Raw genomic sequence first — 17,367 nt, 5'->3', positions numbered from 1 at the left:
TTGGTGGGCCCGGCAGGATTCGAACCCGCGACCTAGCCGTTATGAGCGGCCAGCTCTAACCGCTGAGCTACAGGCCCACCTTGGTCGCGACGGTTAGTGCGGCGCCGGCCGAATGGCAAGCAGGGCGAGGGCTCAGAGCACCACGGCGGCCATGATCTCGGCGACGCTGGCCGGACGGATGTCGCGCCGTTTGAGGTAGGAGAAGACGGCGCGCCACCAGTCGTAAAGCCGATCCAGCTCGTCCGCGTCGCGCACATAGGGCGTGAGGCCGGGGCGCAGCGAGGGGCTGTGGAACGAGAAGACGAGGATCGGCAGCCCGTCGTCGAGCGCGATGTCGATGCCTTTGACCGCCTCGTCGATGCTCACGCCTTCCGGGGTCAGCGGAATGCGTTCGAGCATGGCCATGCGGGCGAGCAGGCCGCGCAGCTTGGGCGTGCGCCAGAGTGCGGGATAGAGCAGCGGACCCTGCTGGCGCAGCATGCCCCAGAACACGGTGGTGAGCGGCAGTTCCATCAGGCCGCCGGGCTGGTCTACCCACCATGGCACGACCGGATGTTCGCGGAAATTGGGGCCGCCGGTGGAACTGTAGTCGAAGCGGGCGCGGACCGAAGTGTCGATGGCGATGCCAGCTGCGGAAAGAATGCCCGCGCTGGCCGGTCCGATGCCATAGCGACCGGCGCGGTAGATCAGCGGGGCCTTGCCGAACGCGTTCTCGATGGCGTCCTTCAGCGTGTTGAACTTGGCTGCTTCGAGCTCCGGCGGTAGATTGCCGGCGAAACTGTTGTAGACATTGACTTCCTCGTCATGTGGCGGGCTGACCCAGGGGTGCAGCTGAATGCCGATTTCGGCGCGTCCGGCGGCGACCGCCTCACCCAGCGCTTCGACCGCTGCGGGATCGGTCGCGATCGGATAGTCGAGCAGATAGACCGGCGCGACGCCCATGCCTTCGCAGAACTGCTGGAACCGCGCGAGCCATGGAACGTGGCTGAGACCGTGCCCGGTGCGGCCAAGCGGCTGGGTCCAATCGAATTCTTCTTCGGTATCGACAGTAACGACGAAGCGCTGGCCGAAGCCCGCCGCGAAGCGCACGTGCTGCCTCGCACCCGGTACTTCGAGAATGTTGGGCTGCGACACGCCTTGGATTGTCCCCTCAGCCGGTATGACTGCCGACTATGCCCCTTTGGCTAGGTGCATCACGCGCACTGGTCAAGAGAGGGAGGTTGACGACTACCCGGCCGTCTTCGCGCAGCATGAGCCCGCCCGCAGCACGCACCTCTGCGGTACACAGGCGCAGTGCGAAGCCGCTGCCGAGCATGCCGCCCGGGCTGGCGAGACTGTCGGTAACCAGTAGCGACGCGCTGTCATCACGCGCTGCAAGTGTGGTGGGCAGCGGCAGGATAAGGCGGACGGCATAACCGCTGGGGCCAGCCCCGACACTGAGCGAAAGGGCAAGGCGCTCTCCCGGAGCGGCGGCACTGGCGACGAGCGAGAGCAGGCGCCACAGGGTGCGCTCAAGCTCTTCGTACGGGACGGCGACGGGCAGCGGACCATCAGGCAAGTCATGCGTGAACGCCACTTCGCGCGGGGCGAGGAGCGGATCGAGCTGGTCGATCAGCCGGGTCAGCAGCGCGGTGAGATCGGTCTCGCCACCTGCACGGACGTCGGCGTCGGGGGCGGCGGTTTCGAGCATGGCGAGCCGCTCGACATCCTCGAAGCCCGCCAGCATGCGCGCGGCGTCGGAAGCGATCCCGGCGGCAAGGCTGCGATACTGGTGCGGCGTGGGGCCGAGCAGCTGCTGCTGGATCAACTCGGCAAAGCCCTGGATCGCGTTGATCGGCGTGCGCAGCTCGTGCAGCATTTGCCGCAGGCGGTCGGTGCTGCGCCGTGCCGCATCCTCGGAAGCGGCTGCGAGGTCGGCTGCAGGCGGGACGGGCGGACGGCGCAGGCGTGCATGCCAGCCGAGGAAGTGGCCGGTGTCGGGCACGAAATCGGGTACTGCATCGATACGCCAGGCGCCTTCGAGCGGGCCGGGGCCTTCCAGTTCCAGCTTTCCGCCGATGACCGGCAGGCGCGCGCGCGCGGCGCCGAGCGTGGCCGGATCGCACGTCACCGGTGCATCGGGATCGGTGGCGAAGGGGCGCAGGCCGACGAGCGCGGCAGCATGGCCGGTACCGGCGGCGATGACCGTACCTTCGGCATCGAGCGCAATATCGACCGCTGTCATGGCGGGCTGGGCCGCGGCCACTTCATCGGCGAAGGGCAGGCGGGTCTGGCCGGAAGGGAGTGCGGCGCCGGTGCCGGCAGCGGCGGGTTCCCGCGCCCGGCGGAAGGCTTCGATGCGGGCAATGATCGCGCCGATGCCTTCGCCCGCAGGAATGGCAGTGCCATCGCTGGTGGGTGCCGCCGTGCCGATCTGCGGCAGCGGTACGATCCGGCTCTCCGGCTCTACCTGCTGTTCGAATCCGGGGGGAAGCGGCAGCGCGAAATCGGTGATGCCGAGCCGGGCCAGTAACCCTTCCACGTCTGGTCCCAGATCGCGGCGGTGGCGCAGGAAACCACGCGCCTGCACCGGCAGGTCCGGAATGAGCTGGAGCCATTCGCGGTCCTGCAACCGGGCCGCAGTCATCGCTGCCAGTGCCACTTTGGGACCGGCTTCGGCAAAATGCTCGACAAGTATTGGTGAACGCAGCGCCGAAGCGGCGATAAGGGATGCACTCGATTGCTCGCCCAGCATCTGGATAAGCGAATCAAGCCGGGTCAGCGCGGCCATGTGCCGCTCCGTCCAGCGCTTGGCTGGCGTGCGGCCGAGCAGGTCCAGCAACTGGCGCATTTGCGTGGCGAGCGCACCCGGTCCGGCCGCGACGGTGCGCAGCACGGTTTCGAGGCGATCGTCGACAATCATGCGTTCTCCAAGTGGCACGAGGCGCGCGCAAAGGCGCCCGTGTTGGTTACCGGGACCCTAACAAAATGCGGGTGGGCGGGAAGGGGCCTGTTGATTGCGTTGCATTGTGGGACGATTGCGATATTAAACAACAAAATTATCGATGGCAGCCGCACAAGGTGTGGAAAGTTACCAAGATTGGCCGGACAGCCCCCTCCATGCCGCCTATTCCATGGGCATGACAAGGGGCGGCGTTAACCAATCGATCCGACCACGAGCCATCCCAGCGCGCGCAGGATAGACGAAAGCACATGGCAACTCTCGACGGGATCGATCGGCGTCTACTCGCCGAACTGCAGGATGAAGGGCGGGTCACCAATGTCGAGCTGGCGCAGCGCGTCGGCCTGACCGCGCCGCCCTGCCTGCGCCGGGTCCGCGCGCTCGAGGAAGCGGGCGTGATCCGCGGCTATCACGCCGAGCTTGACCCTTCGAAGCTGGGCTTCGCGATCACCGTGTTCGCGCTGGTCAGCCTGAAGAGCCAGGCGGAGGAGTCGCTGCGTCAGTTCGAGGAGCACATGCGCACCCTGCCCGAAGTGCGCGAGTGCCACATGCTAAACGGCGAGATCGATTTCATCCTAAAGATCGTCAGCCGTGATCTGCAGAGCTTCCAGGAATTCCTCACCAGCAAGCTGACGCCTGCGCCCAACGTGGCGAGCGTCAAGACCTCGCTCACCATTCGCACGGCCAAGCAATTGCCGGGCGTGCCGCTGGACGATTGAGCCGGCGCCGGAGCAGCGGCGGTCGCGCCGGATCGGTTCAGATTTGGCGCGCGGAGGATTAGGCAAAGTCCTGCGGCGGCGTTAAACTCGTGGGCGCGCGACATCATGACCGGAGGACTTTGCCTATGCGCCGTGCCCTGCTTGCAACAACGGCGCTCATCGCCGCCATCACCGGCATATCAGGTGGCGCCGCAGCGGCCGAAGGACGCGAGCCGCCGCGTCTGCTGCAGCATCCCAGCCTTTCCGCTACCGAGATCGCCTTCGACTACGCCGGCGCGATCTGGACTGTTCCGCGCGGCGGCGGCGCGGCGCGGGTCATCGCCACCGGGCAAGGAGACAACAGCGGGCCGGTATTTTCGCCCGACGGCACGATGATCGCCTTCACCGGCCGCTATGATGGCAACCGGGATGTCTATGTCGTGCCGGCCAGCGGCGGCGTGCCGCGACGGCTGACCTGGCACCCCGGACCCGACGTCGTGCTCGGCTGGTCGCCGGACGGCAAGAGCGTGCTTTTCCGCTCCTCGCGTGAGACGGTGCGCGATTTGATGCGCTTCTATCTCGTGCCGGTGGAAGGCGGTGATCCCCGCCCGGTGCCGCTGCCCTCGGGCGATACCGGTGCACTGAGCGGGGACGGCAGCCATATCGCCTATACCCCGTTCGAGCAGTGGCAGCCGGCGTGGAAGCAGTATCGCGGCGGGCAGACGGACCGGATCTGGATCGCTGATCTCAAGGACAGTTCGGTCGTCAAGATCCCGCGCGGGAATTCGAACGATCGCAATCCGATGTTCGTGGGCAGCGATGTCTACTTCCTCTCGGATCGTGACGGGCCGCGCACGCTCTATCGCTACAGCGCGAAGGAGGCGACGGTCAGCCAGGTCATCCGCAACGATCGCGGGTTTGACATGGCTTCCGCATCGGCCGGGCCGGGCGGGATCGTGATCGACCATTTCGGCAAGATCGAGGTCTATGACCTTGCGAGCGGCACGGTTTCGCGCCCCGCCATCACCATCGGTGCCGAGGCGCCTTCGGTGCGGCCGCATATCAAGGACCTCGAAGCGGGCGATATCGCGGCCGCCGTGCTCACGCCGTCGGGCAAGCGCATGCTGGTGGAGGCACACGGGGAGATCCTCTCCGTCCCGGCCGAGAAGGGCGATACGCGCAACCTGACGCAGACGACCGGTGTGGCCGAGCGCGATCCCGCCGCCTCGCCCGATGGCATGTCGGTGGCCTACTTCAGCGACGAGAGCGGTGAGTATGCGCTGCATATCCGTGCGGCGGACGGAACGGGGGCCGTGCGCAAGATCGATCTCGGCACGCCGGGTTCCTACTTCTATACGCCGCTGTGGTCGCCGGATTCAAAGCGCATCGTGTTCCATGACAAGCGGCTCAATCTGTGGCTGGTGGATGTGACGGCGGCGGCGCCCAAGCCGGTGAAGATCGCCACTGATCGCTATGACAGCCCGGACTTCAATTTCGATCCGGCCTGGTCGCCCGACAGCCGCTATCTTGCCTATGCGGTGCAGGGGGCCAATCACCTTCACACGATCATGATCCACACGGTCGCGACCGGAATGTCGCAAGCGCTCACCGACGGAATGAGCGATGCCGTCTCGCCCCGCTTCGATGCGGGCGGCGAGGTGCTCTATTTCATCGCAAACACGAGCCGGGGTCTGGGTGCAGGCTGGCTGGACATGTCGAGCCTCGGCCGGGCCACCGAAGGCGCGGTCTACGCCGCCGTGCTGCGCAAGGACGGCGCTGCGCCGACCGCACCGCAGAGCGACGAGGAGGGCGCGGGCGATTCCAAGGATGGGGCCAAGGACAGCGCCAAGGCCGACGCCGGCATGGGCAAGGGCAAGAGCAAGGACGATGCGAAGGCTGCCAAGGCGCCGAAGCCGGTTCAGATCGATTTTGCCGGGCTCGACCAGCGCATCGTCGCGCTTGGCTTGCCGGTGGCGCCTTATGTCGGGCTCCTTGCGGGCGAGGCGGGAGCCGTGCTCGCAGTTACCGCACCGGTCGTGTTCACCGATCGCGATCTGACGGACGAAAGCGGTGCGCCGGTGCCGGTGTCAGTGGTGCGCTACGACGCCAAGGCGCGCAAGCCCGCCACACTGATTGAGGGAGCTGACGCCGGCTCGGTGTCGGTTTCGGCGGACGGCAAGAAGATCCTCTTCGCGAAACGGGGCGAGCGGTTCCTCGTCTCGTCCGAAGCCCCGGCGGAGGCCTCGGCCAAACCCGCGCCAGCCGCGGTGAAGTTCGCTGCGGCCATCCCGGTCGATCCGATGGCCGAATGGCGGCAGATGTACCGAGAGGTCTGGCGTGTCCAGCGGGACTTCCTCTACGATCCCAAGGCGCACGGGCTTGATCTTGCCAAGGCGGCGAAGCTCTATGAGCCGTTCCTCGCCGGCCTTGGCAGCCGGGGCGAGCTTAACGCGCTGTTCGAGGAAATGACCGGGCATATCGGGCTTGGCCACACCTTCGTGAACGGCGGCGAGGGACCGAAGCAGAGCACGGTGAGCACGGGCTTGCTCGGCGCCGATTTCGAGCTGGCCAACGGGCATTACCGCTTCCGCAATGTGCTCAAGGGCGAGAGCTGGAACCCGCAGCTGCAGGCTCCGCTGGCCCAGCCCGGCGCCGAGGTGAAGGCCGGCGAGTATCTGCTTGCGATCAATGGCCGCCCGGTCGACACCGGTTTCGAGGTCTACAAGGGCTTTGAAGGGCTCGCCGGCAAGCAGACCGTGCTGACCGTGGGGCCCACGCCCGATGGCAAGGGCTCGCGCGACGTCAAGGTCGTGCCGATTGCGCGCGACATTCCGCTGCGGCTGCACAGCTGGATGGAGGCCAACCGGCGGCAGGTCGATCAGCTTTCGGGTGGCAAGCTGGGTTATGTCTATCTGCCTGACACCGCCGGCGGCGGCTTTGCCAACTTCAACCGCTATTACTTCGCGCAGGTCGGCAAGCAGGGGATGATCATCGACGAGCGGTTCAACCATGGCGGCGATATTGCCGACTTCATCGTCGACCAGCTCAAACGCACGCCGCAAATGGTCAATTCCACCCGCGAAGGCGAACCGATGGTGGAGCCGGCGCAGGCGATCTTCGGCCCCAAGGTCATGCTGATCAACCAGATGTCAGGCTCCGGCGGTGATGCGTTGCCCTGGCTTTTCCGGAAAGCCGGTGTGGGGACGCTGGTCGGCACGCGCACCTGGGGCGGTCTGGTCGGCATCGGCCTTTACCCTACGCTGATGGATGGCGGCGTGGTCACCGCGCCGCGCTGGGCGATCTACGGCACCGCAGGGCAGTGGGAGGTCGAGAACATCGGCATTCCGCCCGATGTGGAAGTCGAGCAGGATCCGGCGCAGGTCAGGCTGGGGCATGACCCGCAGCTCGAAGCGGGCGTACGCATCGCGCTTGATGCCCTCGCCAAATCGCCGCCGCCGACTTTCGTCCAGCCGCCCGCGCCGGACAAGAAGCCGGTCCTGCCTGACACAATCGACTAGGTAAAACTTCGCAGGCGATGCGAAAGCATACCGCCGAGGCTGCGATGCTGCCTCAGCGAGGCCGGAATGGCGCAATTCTGCGCACCGAACCCGGTCTCGCTGGCCGCGCATCGGTAATCCGGCTGGGGAGAAAATTAACCCTTATCGGTTAACCCGTCCCGCAACGGATTGGACTGCATCCGCCGGGCCCGAGCGCAGCGCTGCCGCTGCGCCTGGCCCGGCGCGGTGCATGCGGGGACCAGAATGGTTGAAATCGTCAAGACGGGCGGCGAGTTTCTCGTCAACACGCAGACCGCCGGCTTTCAGGAACTACCCTCGATCGCAGGGCTGACGGGCGGCGGCTTTGTTGCGACCTGGACGGACTATTCGGCCGCCAGCGGCATCGGTATCGCCAAAGCGCAGCTTTACAGTGCGGCGGGTGCCAAGGTGGGCGGCGAGTTCGCGGTGGCAAGCGGCGCGGCGACCGACCAGTCGTTCCCGACCGTCACCAATCTCGCGAACGGCGGGTTCGTGGTGACGTGGACCGAGGCGGGCGTCCAATCGGACTACAAGATCCGGGCGCAGGTCTACAACGCGAGCGGCGCGGTGGTGACTCCGGCGTTCCTCGTCAACACCACGACCTGGACGCAGCAGGGCGGCAACAACCTGCCGGGCAACCATAACCCGACGATAACCGGTCTTTCCGGCGGCGGTTTCGTGGTGACATGGCAGGACTATGCCGGGACGGCGGGCGACGCGAGCGGGGCAGGGATCCTCTCGCAGCTCTACAGCGCGGCGGGGGCGCCGCTTGGCGGGATCGTGCGGGTCAACACCCAGACGACCGGCGACCAGACCCAGCCGACCGTGACCAGCCTTGCGAACGGCGGCTATGTCGTGACGTGGATGGACACGGCTTCGACCGACACGGTGATGAAGGCGCAGATATTCAGCGCGGCCGGCGTGCGGGTCGGCGGCGAGATTGCGGTCGATGCCAAGGTTCTCAACGATCAGGCGCTGCCGGTGGTGACGGGGCTCGCGACCGGCGGGTTCGTGGTGGCGTGGCAGGATTCCAATCCGGCCGTCGGCGATCCCGATACGCTGATCCGCGCGCAAGTGTTCAGCGCTGCGGGCGTCAAGGTGGGCGCATCGCTGGTGGTGAGCGATACCGGCGCGGGCGAGCGGGACTTCCCCTCGATCGCCGGGCTGCCCAATGGCGGATTCGTGGTGACGTGGCAGCACTTCGTCAGCCCGACGGACAGCGACATCAAGGCGCAGGTCTTCGATGGCGACGGTACCAAGCTGGGCAGCGAAATGCTGATCAACACAGTGACCACCGGCTATCAGGAGCGCCCGGTGATCGCGAGTGTGAGCGGCGACGGCTTCGTCATCGCGTGGGGCGATGGCAGCGGCCTTGGCGGTGATGCGGACGGGACGAGCATCAAGGCGCAGCTCTTCAACTACGGCGCCTACAACGTTATCACCGGCACCGACGGGATCGATGCGCTGACCGGCACGAGCCGCGATGACCACCTGATCGGCCTCGCAAGCAACGACACGCTGACCGGGCTTGGCGGCAATGACCTGCTAGATGGCGGCACTGGCAACGACACGATGATCGGCGGGCTGGGCAACGACACGTATGTGGTCGATGCGGCGGGCGATGTGGTGACCGAGCTTGCCGGCGAAGGCACCGACACGGTTCAGACGACGCTGGCCAGCTATACGCTGGGCAACAACGTCGAGAACCTGACGTTCACCAACAATGCCGCGCATACCGGCATCGGCAATGCGCTGAACAACGTGCTCACCGGCGGCGGCGGGGCAGATATCCTCAATGGCAATGCCGGTGCGGACCGCATGGTCGGCGGGCTGGGCAACGACACGTATTACGTCGACAACGCAGGCGACACGACGGTCGAGGCGGCGGGCGAGGGGACCGATACGGTGCTCGCCTCGATCAGCTGGACACTGGCAGCGAATGTCGAGAACCTGACGTTGGGTGGCACAGCGGCGATCAACGGCACCGGCAACGGCGATGCGAACGTGATCACCGGCAACGGCGCGAACAATGTGCTGACGGGGGGCGGCGGCAACGACACGCTGAACGGCGCTGCCGGGGCCGACACGATGATCGGGGGCCTTGGCAATGACAGCTATGCTGTCGACAACCTGGGCGACGTGACGACCGAAGCCGCAGGCGAGGGGACGGACACGGTCGCGGCCGCGATCACGTGGACTCTGGCGGCCAATCTCGAGAACCTGACGCTGTCCGGTTCGGCGGCGATCAATGGCACCGGCAATGACGATGCCAACGTGATCCTCGGCAATACAGCGGGCAACGTGCTGACCGGCAATGGCGGCAACGACACGCTGAACGGCGGCGCGGGCGCGGACACGATGGCCGGCGGACTGGGAGACGACAGCTACGTCGTCGACAACGTTGGCGATGTGGTGACCGAGCTGGCCGGGCAGGGCACCGACCTGGTGACCTCGTCGATTGCATGGACGCTGGGCGCGAACTTCGAGAACCTGACGCTGACCGGCAGCGCGACGATAAACGGCACCGGCAACAGCGCGGACAATGTGATCATCGGCAACTCGGCCAACAACGTGCTCACGGGCTTCGGCGGCAATGACACGCTGAACGGCGGTTCGGGCAGCGACGCCATGATCGGCGGGGAGGGCGACGATACCTATGTCGTCGATTCGACCGGCGATGTCGTCACGGAACTGGCGGGCGCGGGCACTGATGTCGTTCAGACGACGCTTTCAAGCTACACGCTGGCGGCGAATGTCGAAACCCTGATCTTCACCAACTCTTCGGCGCACACCGGCATCGGGAATGCGCTGAACAACGTGATCAGCGGCAATGCCGGGAACGATACGCTGAACGGCGGCGCGGGTGCGGACACGATGCTCGGCGGCTTCGGCAACGACAGCTATGTGGTGGATGACGCCGGCGACCTGGTGACCGAGTTTGCCGGGCAGGGCACCGATCTGGTGACGGCGTCGGTAAGCTATGCGCTTTCCGCCAATGTCGAGAACCTGACGCTTTCGGGCACCGCGGCGATCAGCGGCACCGGCAACAACGATGCCAACGTGATCACCGGCAATTCGGGCGCAAACGTCCTGACTGGCCTTGGCGGCAACGATACGCTGAATGGCGGGTCGGGCAATGACACGCTGATCGGCGGGCTGGGCGATGACATCTATGTCGTCGATGCGGCGGGCGATGTGGTGACCGAACTTGCGGGCGAGGGCACGGATACCGTGCAGACGACGCTCGCGAGCTATACACTGGCGGCCAATGTCGAGCGGCTGACCTTCACCAACAGCGCGACGCACAGCGGCATCGGCAATGCGCTGAACAATGTGCTGACGGGCAACACCGGCAGTGACACGCTCGATGGTGGCGCAGGGGCCGACACGCTCATCGGCGGCGCGGGCAACGACAGCTATGTGGTCGACAACGTCGGCGACGTGACTACCGAACTGGCGGCGCAGGGCACCGACCTTGTGACGGCCTCGATCAGCTGGACGCTGGCGGCCAATATCGAGAACCTGACGCTTTCGGGCACGGCGGCGATCAATGGCACCGGCACGAACGATGCCAATGTGATCACCGGCAACAGCGCGAGCAATGTGCTGACCGGCCTCGGCGGCAATGACACGCTCAACGGGGGCGGCGGGAACGACACCCTGATCGGCGGCATGGGCGATGACATCTACGTCGTCGACGCGGCCGGCGACGTGGTGACCGAGCTCGCCGGCGAGGGCACCGACACCGTGCAGACGACCCTTGCCAGCTACACGCTTGGCGCCAATGTCGAGCGGCTGACTTTCACCAACAACGTCACCCACAGCGGTATCGGCAATGCGCTCGACAACGTGCTGACGGGCAACTCCGGCAGCGACACGCTGGACGGCGGCCTCGGGGCGGATACGCTGATCGGCGGCAGCGGCAACGACAGCTATCTGGTCGACAATGTGGGTGACGTCACGACAGAGGCCGCGGGCGGCGGGACTGATCTCGTTACCGCCTCGCTCAGCTGGACGCTGGCGCTCAATGTCGAGAACCTGACGCTTGCGGGCAGTTCGGCGATCGACGGGACGGGCAATACGCTCGACAACGTGCTGACGGGCAACAGCGCCAACAACCTGCTCTCGGGCCTTGATGGCAACGATACGCTGACCGGCGGGTTGGGCAACGACAGCTTGCAGGGCGGTATCGGCAACGACCGGCTTGTCGGCGGGGCGGGGAATGACCTGCTGAACGGCGGCGCGGGGACGGATACCTTCGTTTTCGATACCGCGCCGAATGCGGCGACCAACCTTGATACCGTGCAGGACTTCACTTCCGGCACGGACAAGCTCTCGTTCAGCCGTGCGGTCTTCACAGCCTTCTCGTCGACGGGCGCTATCAGCACCGATGCGTTCTGGTCCGGTGCGGGGGTGAACGCGGCGCACGATGCGACCGACCGGTTCATCTACAACACCACGACCGGGGCGCTATGGTATGACGCGGACGGGACAGGTGCGACTGCGGCGGTGCAGGTGGCTGTGCTGACGGGCGCGCCGGCGTTGGCGTTCACGGATTTCCTGATTGCGGTCTGAGGCTACCCGGCGATCAGCTCCTGCAATCCTGCTTCGGCCGCTTCGGCTTCGGCGATCAGGCGGTGGAGCGCTGCGGCCACATCGGTCAGCAAGCCCGGGCTGAGCGGTCGTTCGCCATTGATGAACCGGCGGATGGCGCGCTCGTCGATATGCAGCCGGCGCGAGGCAGCGGTGACCCCGCCGAGCACCTGGATACAGTGCGCGAAGTGGTCGCGCACAGCGGCATCCGGGGCGGGGCCGCTCATGGCGCTACACCGCCGGCCGCCTGCTCGTGGTGGCGGATCACTTCCTGGATGATGAAGCGCAGGAACTTCTCGCTGAATTCGGGATCGAGCTTGGCATCGACCGCGAGCGCGCGCAGGCGGGCGATCTGGCGCTCCTCGCGGCCGGGGTCGCTGGCGGGGAGCTGGTGCGCGGCCTTGTAGGCCCCGACCGCCTGAGTGATGCGGAATCGCTCGGCCAGAATGTGGATCATCGCCGCGTCGATATTGTCGATGGACTGGCGGTAACCTGCCAGCACCGGGTCTTCGCTCATCCCAAATCTCCGTCCATCCGCCCCACCGCGTGGCGCCCCAAGCCCACTCTGGCACAACTTGCATCTTGCCAAGCGGCGGTGGGCAGGCCAAGCGAGCGGCAAATGACAGCAACCATCCACTCGATCCCCCGCCGCGCCGAGCCGTCGCTGCAGCCGCTCATGGCGCTCGTGGCCGATGGCATGAACAGTGTCAACGAAGTGATCCTCGGCCGGATGCAATCGCGCATCCCGCTGATCCCGGCACTCGCTGGCCATCTCATCGCTGGCGGCGGCAAGCGCATGCGCCCGATGCTCACGCTCGCGAGCGCTTCACTGCTGGGATACGGCGGCAGCCGGCACTACAAGCTGGCAGCGACGGTGGAGTTCATCCACACGGCGACCTTGCTGCATGACGACGTGGTCGATGGCTCGGGCATGCGCCGCGGCAAGCAGGCGGCCAATATCATCTATGGCAACCCGGCGACCGTGCTTGTCGGCGATTTCCTGTTCAGCCGCAGCTTCGAACTGATGGTGGAAGACGGCAGCCTCAAGGTGCTCAAGATCCTTTCCGGCGCTTCGGCGGTCATTGCCGAGGGTGAGGTCGACCAGCTCGTCGCGCAGCGGCAGGTGGAAACGACCGAGGAGCGCTATCTCGCGATCATCAACGCCAAGACCGCCGCGCTGTTTGCCGCCGCGTGCCGCATCGCCGCCGTGGTGGCGGAGCGCAGCGAGGCGGATGAACTGGCGCTCGACAGCTATGGCCGCAACCTCGGCATCGCGTTCCAGCTTGCGGACGATGCGATCGACTACGATTCGGACGCCTCTGAAATGGGCAAGGATCAGGGCGACGACTTCCGCGAGGGCAAGATGACCCTGCCGGTGATCCTCGCCTATGCGCGCGGCACGGCCGAAGAGCGCACGTTCTGGCAGGAAGCGATTGCGGGGGACCGCAACAGCGATGCCGACTTGGCACACGCGGTTGCGCTGATCCGCAAGCATGAGGCGGTCAACGCCACGCGGGAGCGTGCGCGCTACTATGCCCAGCGGGCGATCGATGCGATTGCCGCCTTCCCGGCAAGCGCGGCCAAGTCGGCGATGACCGAGGCGGCGGAATTCGCGGTGGCGCGGCGCTATTGATCGGTTTTCGGCGGGCGGGGGCCACTGCCCGCCGGTGCCGGATCACCCCATCGGATACATGATTTCCCGGCTCACGGCGTTGACTGCCTTTATCGCCTGGTCCGGCAGAACCAGATCGGCGGCGGCGAAGATCGGGGCGCATTGTTCTTCGGTGGTCACGCCGACGATGGTCGAGGCGACGAAATCGTGTTGCTTCGACCACGCGACCGCGAAAGTCACCGGATCGAGGCCATGTTCCCGCGCGATGGCAGCAAAGCGTTCGGCTGAGGCGATCGACTTCTCGTTGACGAAGCGGCGGGCCATGCTCGCCTGACGGCCGCCCATATCGAGGTACTTCGAGAAGCGCGCGCCTTCGGGTTTGGCGCCGCCGCTGTACTTGCAGGCCAGCACGCCGCCGCCGATGGGCGAGTAGGGAATGAGGCTCACGCCTTCCTTGCGGCAGACTTCCGCCAGTTCGTCCTCGAAGCGGCGGTTGTTGAGGCTGAAGTTGTTCTGGATCGTCTGGTAGCGCGCGGCGCCGACCGCCTTGGATGCCTCGATGGATTTCATCAGGCCCCATGAAGTCTCGTTCGAGCAGCCCAGAATACGCACCTTGCCGGCGCGGACCAGTTCATCGAGCGTTTCCATCGTCTCTTCGTAGGCGGTGTCGTGATCGGGCCAGTGGGTCTGGTAGAGATCGATGTAGTCGGTGCCGAGCTTCTTGAGGCTGTCTTCCACCGCGCGGGTAATGTTGTGCCGGTCAAGCGCGGTCATGCCGTTGCGCTTGGGGCTCTTGAACCAGATGTGGCTGGGGCCGGAGACCTTGGTGGCAAGGATGATCGCATCGCGCGGCTTGGTTTTCAGCCACTTGCCGACGATTTCTTCGGTGCGGCCGACCCACTTTACGTCGGGCGGCACGGGGTAGCCCTCGGCAGTGTCGTAGAAATTGATGCCGGCGTCATAGCTCATGTCGAGGATGCGCAGCGAGGTCGCTTCATCGGCCTGGCTGCCGAAGGTCATCGTCCCCATGCAGATATCGGAGACGACGATGGGGGACGTGCCGAGGCGGCGGTGTTGCATGTGCGATGGGCTCCCAGAGGTTTTCGGGAAGGTGGCGCGGGCACGTGGGCCGGTCAAGCGGCGGCTGGGCTAGCGAAAGTGGGAAGACACCTCTCCCAACCCTCTCCCTTGAAGGTGAGAGGGCTATCGGTGCGGGCGCTTGCCGATCAGCCACCACAGCGCAGTTGCAGCGAGCAGGGCGGCTGTCGCGATCAGCGCGGCGATCACGGCGCCGCCGGTGAGCAGGCTGGTGAGGAGCGCGATGAGGATTTCGAGGCTGGTCCTCATGGTGGTGGCCCTAGCATGGATTGCAGCAGGCTTAGAGGGTGCTTAGGGCAACGCGTGTGAGTGACCTTCCGATCCATGCTATTTTGCCACAGTTGCTGGAGGCGCTGCGTGCCGGCCCCGCTGCGGTGCTGATCGCGCCACCCGGGGCGGGCAAGACGACCGCAGTGGCACCAGCGCTGATCCGTGAGCCCTGGTGCACGGGGCAGGTGATCGTGCTCTCGCCCCGGCGCGTGGCGGCGCGGGCGGCTGCGGAGCGGATGGCGGAATTGCTGGGCGAAGCGGCCGGCGAGACGGTGGGCTATGTCACCCGGCTCGATGCCAAGCGCGGCCCTCGTACGCGGATCGTGGTGATGACAGAGGCGATTTTCGTCTCCCAGCTGCTCGCCGATCCGGGCCTCGACGGCGTTTCGGCGGTGCTGTTCGACGAGGCGCACGAGCGCGGGCTAGGGAGCGATCTGGCGCTGGCCTTGGCGATCGAGGCGCAGGGCGTGCTGCGCGATGATCTGCGGCTGCTGGTGATGTCCGCAACGCTCGATGGCGCACGGTTTGCGCGGCTCTTGGTTGATTGCCCGGTGGTGGAGAGCGAGGGGAAGGCGCATCCCTTGGCGATCCGGTGGCTTGGTTCGCGGCCCGATTGGAAGCCCGAGCAGGCGGTTGCGAGCGCGGTTGTCCAGGCGTGGGGCGAGGAGCAGGGCGATATTCTCGCGTTCCTGCCGGGCGTCGCGCAGATCGAGCGGTGTGCGGACCTGCTGGCGGAGCGCCTGCCAAAAGCTCTGGTGCTGCCGCTGCACGGGCAAGTGGAACCCGCCGGGCAGCGCGCGGCGATCCGGCGTGACCCGCAAGGGCGACGGCGGGTGGTGCTGGCGACGAGTATTGCCGAAACCTCGCTGACATTGGACGGCGTGCGGATCGTGATCGATGCGGGGCTTTCGCGGCGGTCGGAGTTCGACAAGGCGGCGGGTGTCTCTCGGCTGGTGACGGTGCGGGCAAGCCAGGCCTCGGCGGCGCAGCGGGCGGGGCGTGCGGCGCGGCAGGGGCCGGGCGTGGCCTACCGGCTGTGGGAAGAGGCGGCCCACGCGGGGCGCGAGGCGTTCGATCCGCCGGAAATCCTGACGAGTGACCTCACTCCGCTGGCGCTGACTTTGGCGCAGTGGGGGGCTGGCGATCCGGCGGCGATGGCGTGGATCGATCCGCCGCCTGCGGCTGCAATGGCGGCGGCGCGGGGAGCTTTGGCGGCGCTTGGTGCGCTCGATGCTGGCGGGCAGATTACGCCGCATGGGCGGGCGATGGCAGCACTACCGATGGAACCGGCCCTGGCGCATATGTTGCTTTTTGCCGCCACGCGGGGGCAAGCGGAGGATGCGGCGCGGCTGGCTCTGCTGCTGCAGGAGCGCGGGCTGGGCGGGCGCGGCGAGGACCTCGCGTTGCGGCTGGAGCGCTGGAGCCGCGAGCGCGGCGGACGGGCGGACGCATCGCGCAAGCTGGCGGAGCGCTGGGCGGCAAGTGCGGCGAAGGTGCTTCGACAGGCTCAGCACGAGCGGTCTCAGTCCAGTAAGAGCACCAAGCCCGCTCATGCTGAGCTTGTCGAAGCATCAGGCGCGGCCTTGCCGCTCGGCGTGCTACTCGCTGAGGCTTTTCCGGACCGGATTGCGCGAGCGCGGGGGGGAAGCGGCGAGGAATGGCTGGCCTCGGGCGGGCGGGGCTACCGGCTCGATCCGGCGAGCTCGCTGGTGCGCGCGCCGTGGCTGGTGATCGGCGATGCGCAGGGCGAGGCCAAGGGTGCGCGGATCACGGCGGCGCTGGCGCTGGATGAGGCCGAGGTCACGCGGCACCTCGCGCACCGGATCGAGGCGCGCCATGCGTTGACGTGGAATGCGTCCGAGGGACGCATCGAGGCGCGGCTGGAGCGGCGGCTGGGCGCGATCGTGTTGGCGCGGGTGCCTGATCCGGCGCCGCCTGCGGAGGCGGTCGAGGCGCTGCTGCTGGAGCGGCTCAGGGCCGACGGGCTGGGGCTGCTGCCGCTGAGCGACAAGGCCTTGGCGCTGATCGAACGCGCGCGGTACGCGGGGCTTGCGGCGCTGTCCAAGGAGGCTTTGCTCGCCGAAGCGGACGAGTGGCTGGGGCCACTCCTCACCGGTCGGCGCGATTTCCAGATCGGCGCGGGAAAACTGCATGACGCGCTGCTGGGGCGGCTCGACTGGAATGCGCGGAGCACGCTCGACCGGCTGGCACCGGCGGAGTTCACGTCTCCTGCTGGAACCAGCCATGCGATCGACTACGCGCATGAAGGCGGGCCCGCGGTGGAGCTCAGGGTGCAGGCGCTGTTCGGGCTGGACCGTCATCCGATGGTGGGCGATCCGCCAAGGCCGCTGCTGCTATCGCTGACTTCGCCGGGGCAGAAGCCGATCCAGACGACGGCTGACTTGCCGGGCTTCTGGCGTGGATCGTGGCGCGATGTGGTGAAGGACATGAAGGGCCGCTACCCCAAGCACCGCTGGCCCGAGGCGCCATGGGAGGAAGAGGCGAGCCTCAGGACCAAGAACGCGTTCGCGGCGGGGAAGCGCTAGCTCTCCCCTCCTCCCGTTCGTGTCGAGCGAAGTCGAGACACCAGGCGCCGGGTATGGTGTCTCGACTTCGCTC

General features: G+C 66.7%; 11 protein-coding genes and 1 tRNA gene. 5 read left to right on the top strand and 7 right to left on the bottom strand.

The annotated features are described in order from the left end of the window. Nucleotide 1: 1 nt before the first annotated feature. The 3 genes from IP83_RS11135 to IP83_RS11125 form a co-directional block, all read right to left on the bottom strand. Nucleotides 2–77: transfer RNA gene (locus IP83_RS11135), tRNA-Ile, on the bottom strand. A 55-nt stretch (nt 78–132) separates the two neighbouring features. Further along, nucleotides 133–1,134 (bottom strand): polysaccharide deacetylase family protein, encoded by a 1,002-nt coding sequence (locus IP83_RS11130; RefSeq protein WP_054122295.1) that lies wholly within the window; start codon nt 1,132–1,134, stop codon nt 133–135. A 16-nt stretch (nt 1,135–1,150) separates the two neighbouring features. Next, nucleotides 1,151–2,902, bottom strand: coding sequence for a histidine kinase dimerization/phospho-acceptor domain-containing protein (locus tag IP83_RS11125; RefSeq protein ID WP_054122294.1), 1,752 nt, complete (start codon nt 2,900–2,902; stop codon nt 1,151–1,153). A gap of 290 nt (nt 2,903–3,192) precedes the next feature. Here IP83_RS11125 and IP83_RS11120 point away from each other — a divergent pair, with 290 nt between their 5' ends. From IP83_RS11120 to IP83_RS20910, 3 genes are all read left to right on the top strand, one after another. After that, the gene (locus IP83_RS11120; RefSeq protein WP_054122293.1) at nt 3,193–3,660 is read left to right on the top strand and encodes an Lrp/AsnC family transcriptional regulator; all 468 of its coding nucleotides are present in this window, start codon (nt 3,193–3,195) and stop codon (nt 3,658–3,660) included. Between the two features lie 125 nt (nt 3,661–3,785). Continuing rightward, the gene (locus IP83_RS11115) at nt 3,786–7,157 is read left to right on the top strand and encodes a S41 family peptidase (RefSeq protein ID WP_054122292.1); all 3,372 of its coding nucleotides are present in this window, start codon (nt 3,786–3,788) and stop codon (nt 7,155–7,157) included. Nucleotides 7,158–7,400: 243 nt separating this feature from the next. Beyond that, nucleotides 7,401–11,750, top strand: a complete 4,350-nt coding sequence (locus tag IP83_RS20910; RefSeq protein ID WP_054122291.1) for an S-layer family protein — start codon at nt 7,401–7,403, stop codon at nt 11,748–11,750. Between the two features lie 2 nt (nt 11,751–11,752). Here the strand turns inward: IP83_RS20910 and IP83_RS11105 are convergent, their stop codons facing one another. Next, nucleotides 11,753–11,995 carry a transcriptional regulator gene (locus IP83_RS11105; RefSeq protein ID WP_054122290.1) on the bottom strand — a complete coding sequence of 81 codons (243 nt, stop codon included), beginning with the start codon at nt 11,993–11,995 and terminating at the stop codon, nt 11,753–11,755. Beyond that, the gene (locus tag IP83_RS11100) at nt 11,992–12,285 is read right to left on the bottom strand and encodes a chorismate mutase (RefSeq protein WP_054122289.1); all 294 of its coding nucleotides are present in this window, start codon (nt 12,283–12,285) and stop codon (nt 11,992–11,994) included. Before IP83_RS11100 ends, IP83_RS11105 begins: the two co-directional genes overlap by 4 nt. A gap of 102 nt (nt 12,286–12,387) precedes the next feature. Between IP83_RS11100 and IP83_RS11095 the strand changes: the two genes are divergently transcribed. Continuing rightward, nucleotides 12,388–13,401, top strand: coding sequence for a polyprenyl synthetase family protein (locus IP83_RS11095; protein WP_054122288.1), 1,014 nt, complete (start codon nt 12,388–12,390; stop codon nt 13,399–13,401). Between the two features lie 42 nt (nt 13,402–13,443). Here the strand turns inward: IP83_RS11095 and IP83_RS11090 are convergent, their stop codons facing one another. Both IP83_RS11090 and IP83_RS20220 read right to left on the bottom strand, forming a co-directional pair. Beyond that, entirely contained in the window at nt 13,444–14,460 is a 1,017-nt protein-coding gene (locus tag IP83_RS11090; RefSeq protein ID WP_054122287.1) for an aldo/keto reductase, read from the bottom strand. A 123-nt stretch (nt 14,461–14,583) separates the two neighbouring features. Further along, a complete protein-coding gene (locus IP83_RS20220; protein WP_156309677.1) occupies nt 14,584–14,727 on the bottom strand; it encodes a hypothetical protein in 144 nt (47 codons plus the stop codon). Nucleotides 14,728–14,783: 56 nt separating this feature from the next. On the opposite strand from IP83_RS20220, the gene hrpB reads away from it, so the two are divergent. Continuing rightward, complete coding sequence (gene hrpB, locus IP83_RS11085) at nt 14,784–17,294, top strand: ATP-dependent helicase HrpB (RefSeq protein ID WP_054122286.1); 2,511 nt, start codon at nt 14,784–14,786, stop codon at nt 17,292–17,294. The last annotated feature ends 73 nt before the right edge of the window (nt 17,295–17,367 follow it).

It is taken from the genome of Novosphingobium sp. AAP93, from assembly GCF_001296055.1.
Classification (GTDB): Bacteria; Pseudomonadota; Alphaproteobacteria; order Sphingomonadales; family Sphingomonadaceae; genus Novosphingobium.
Note: the sequence above shows the minus strand (reverse complement) of the source record. Positions and strands in the feature narration are given on the sequence as shown.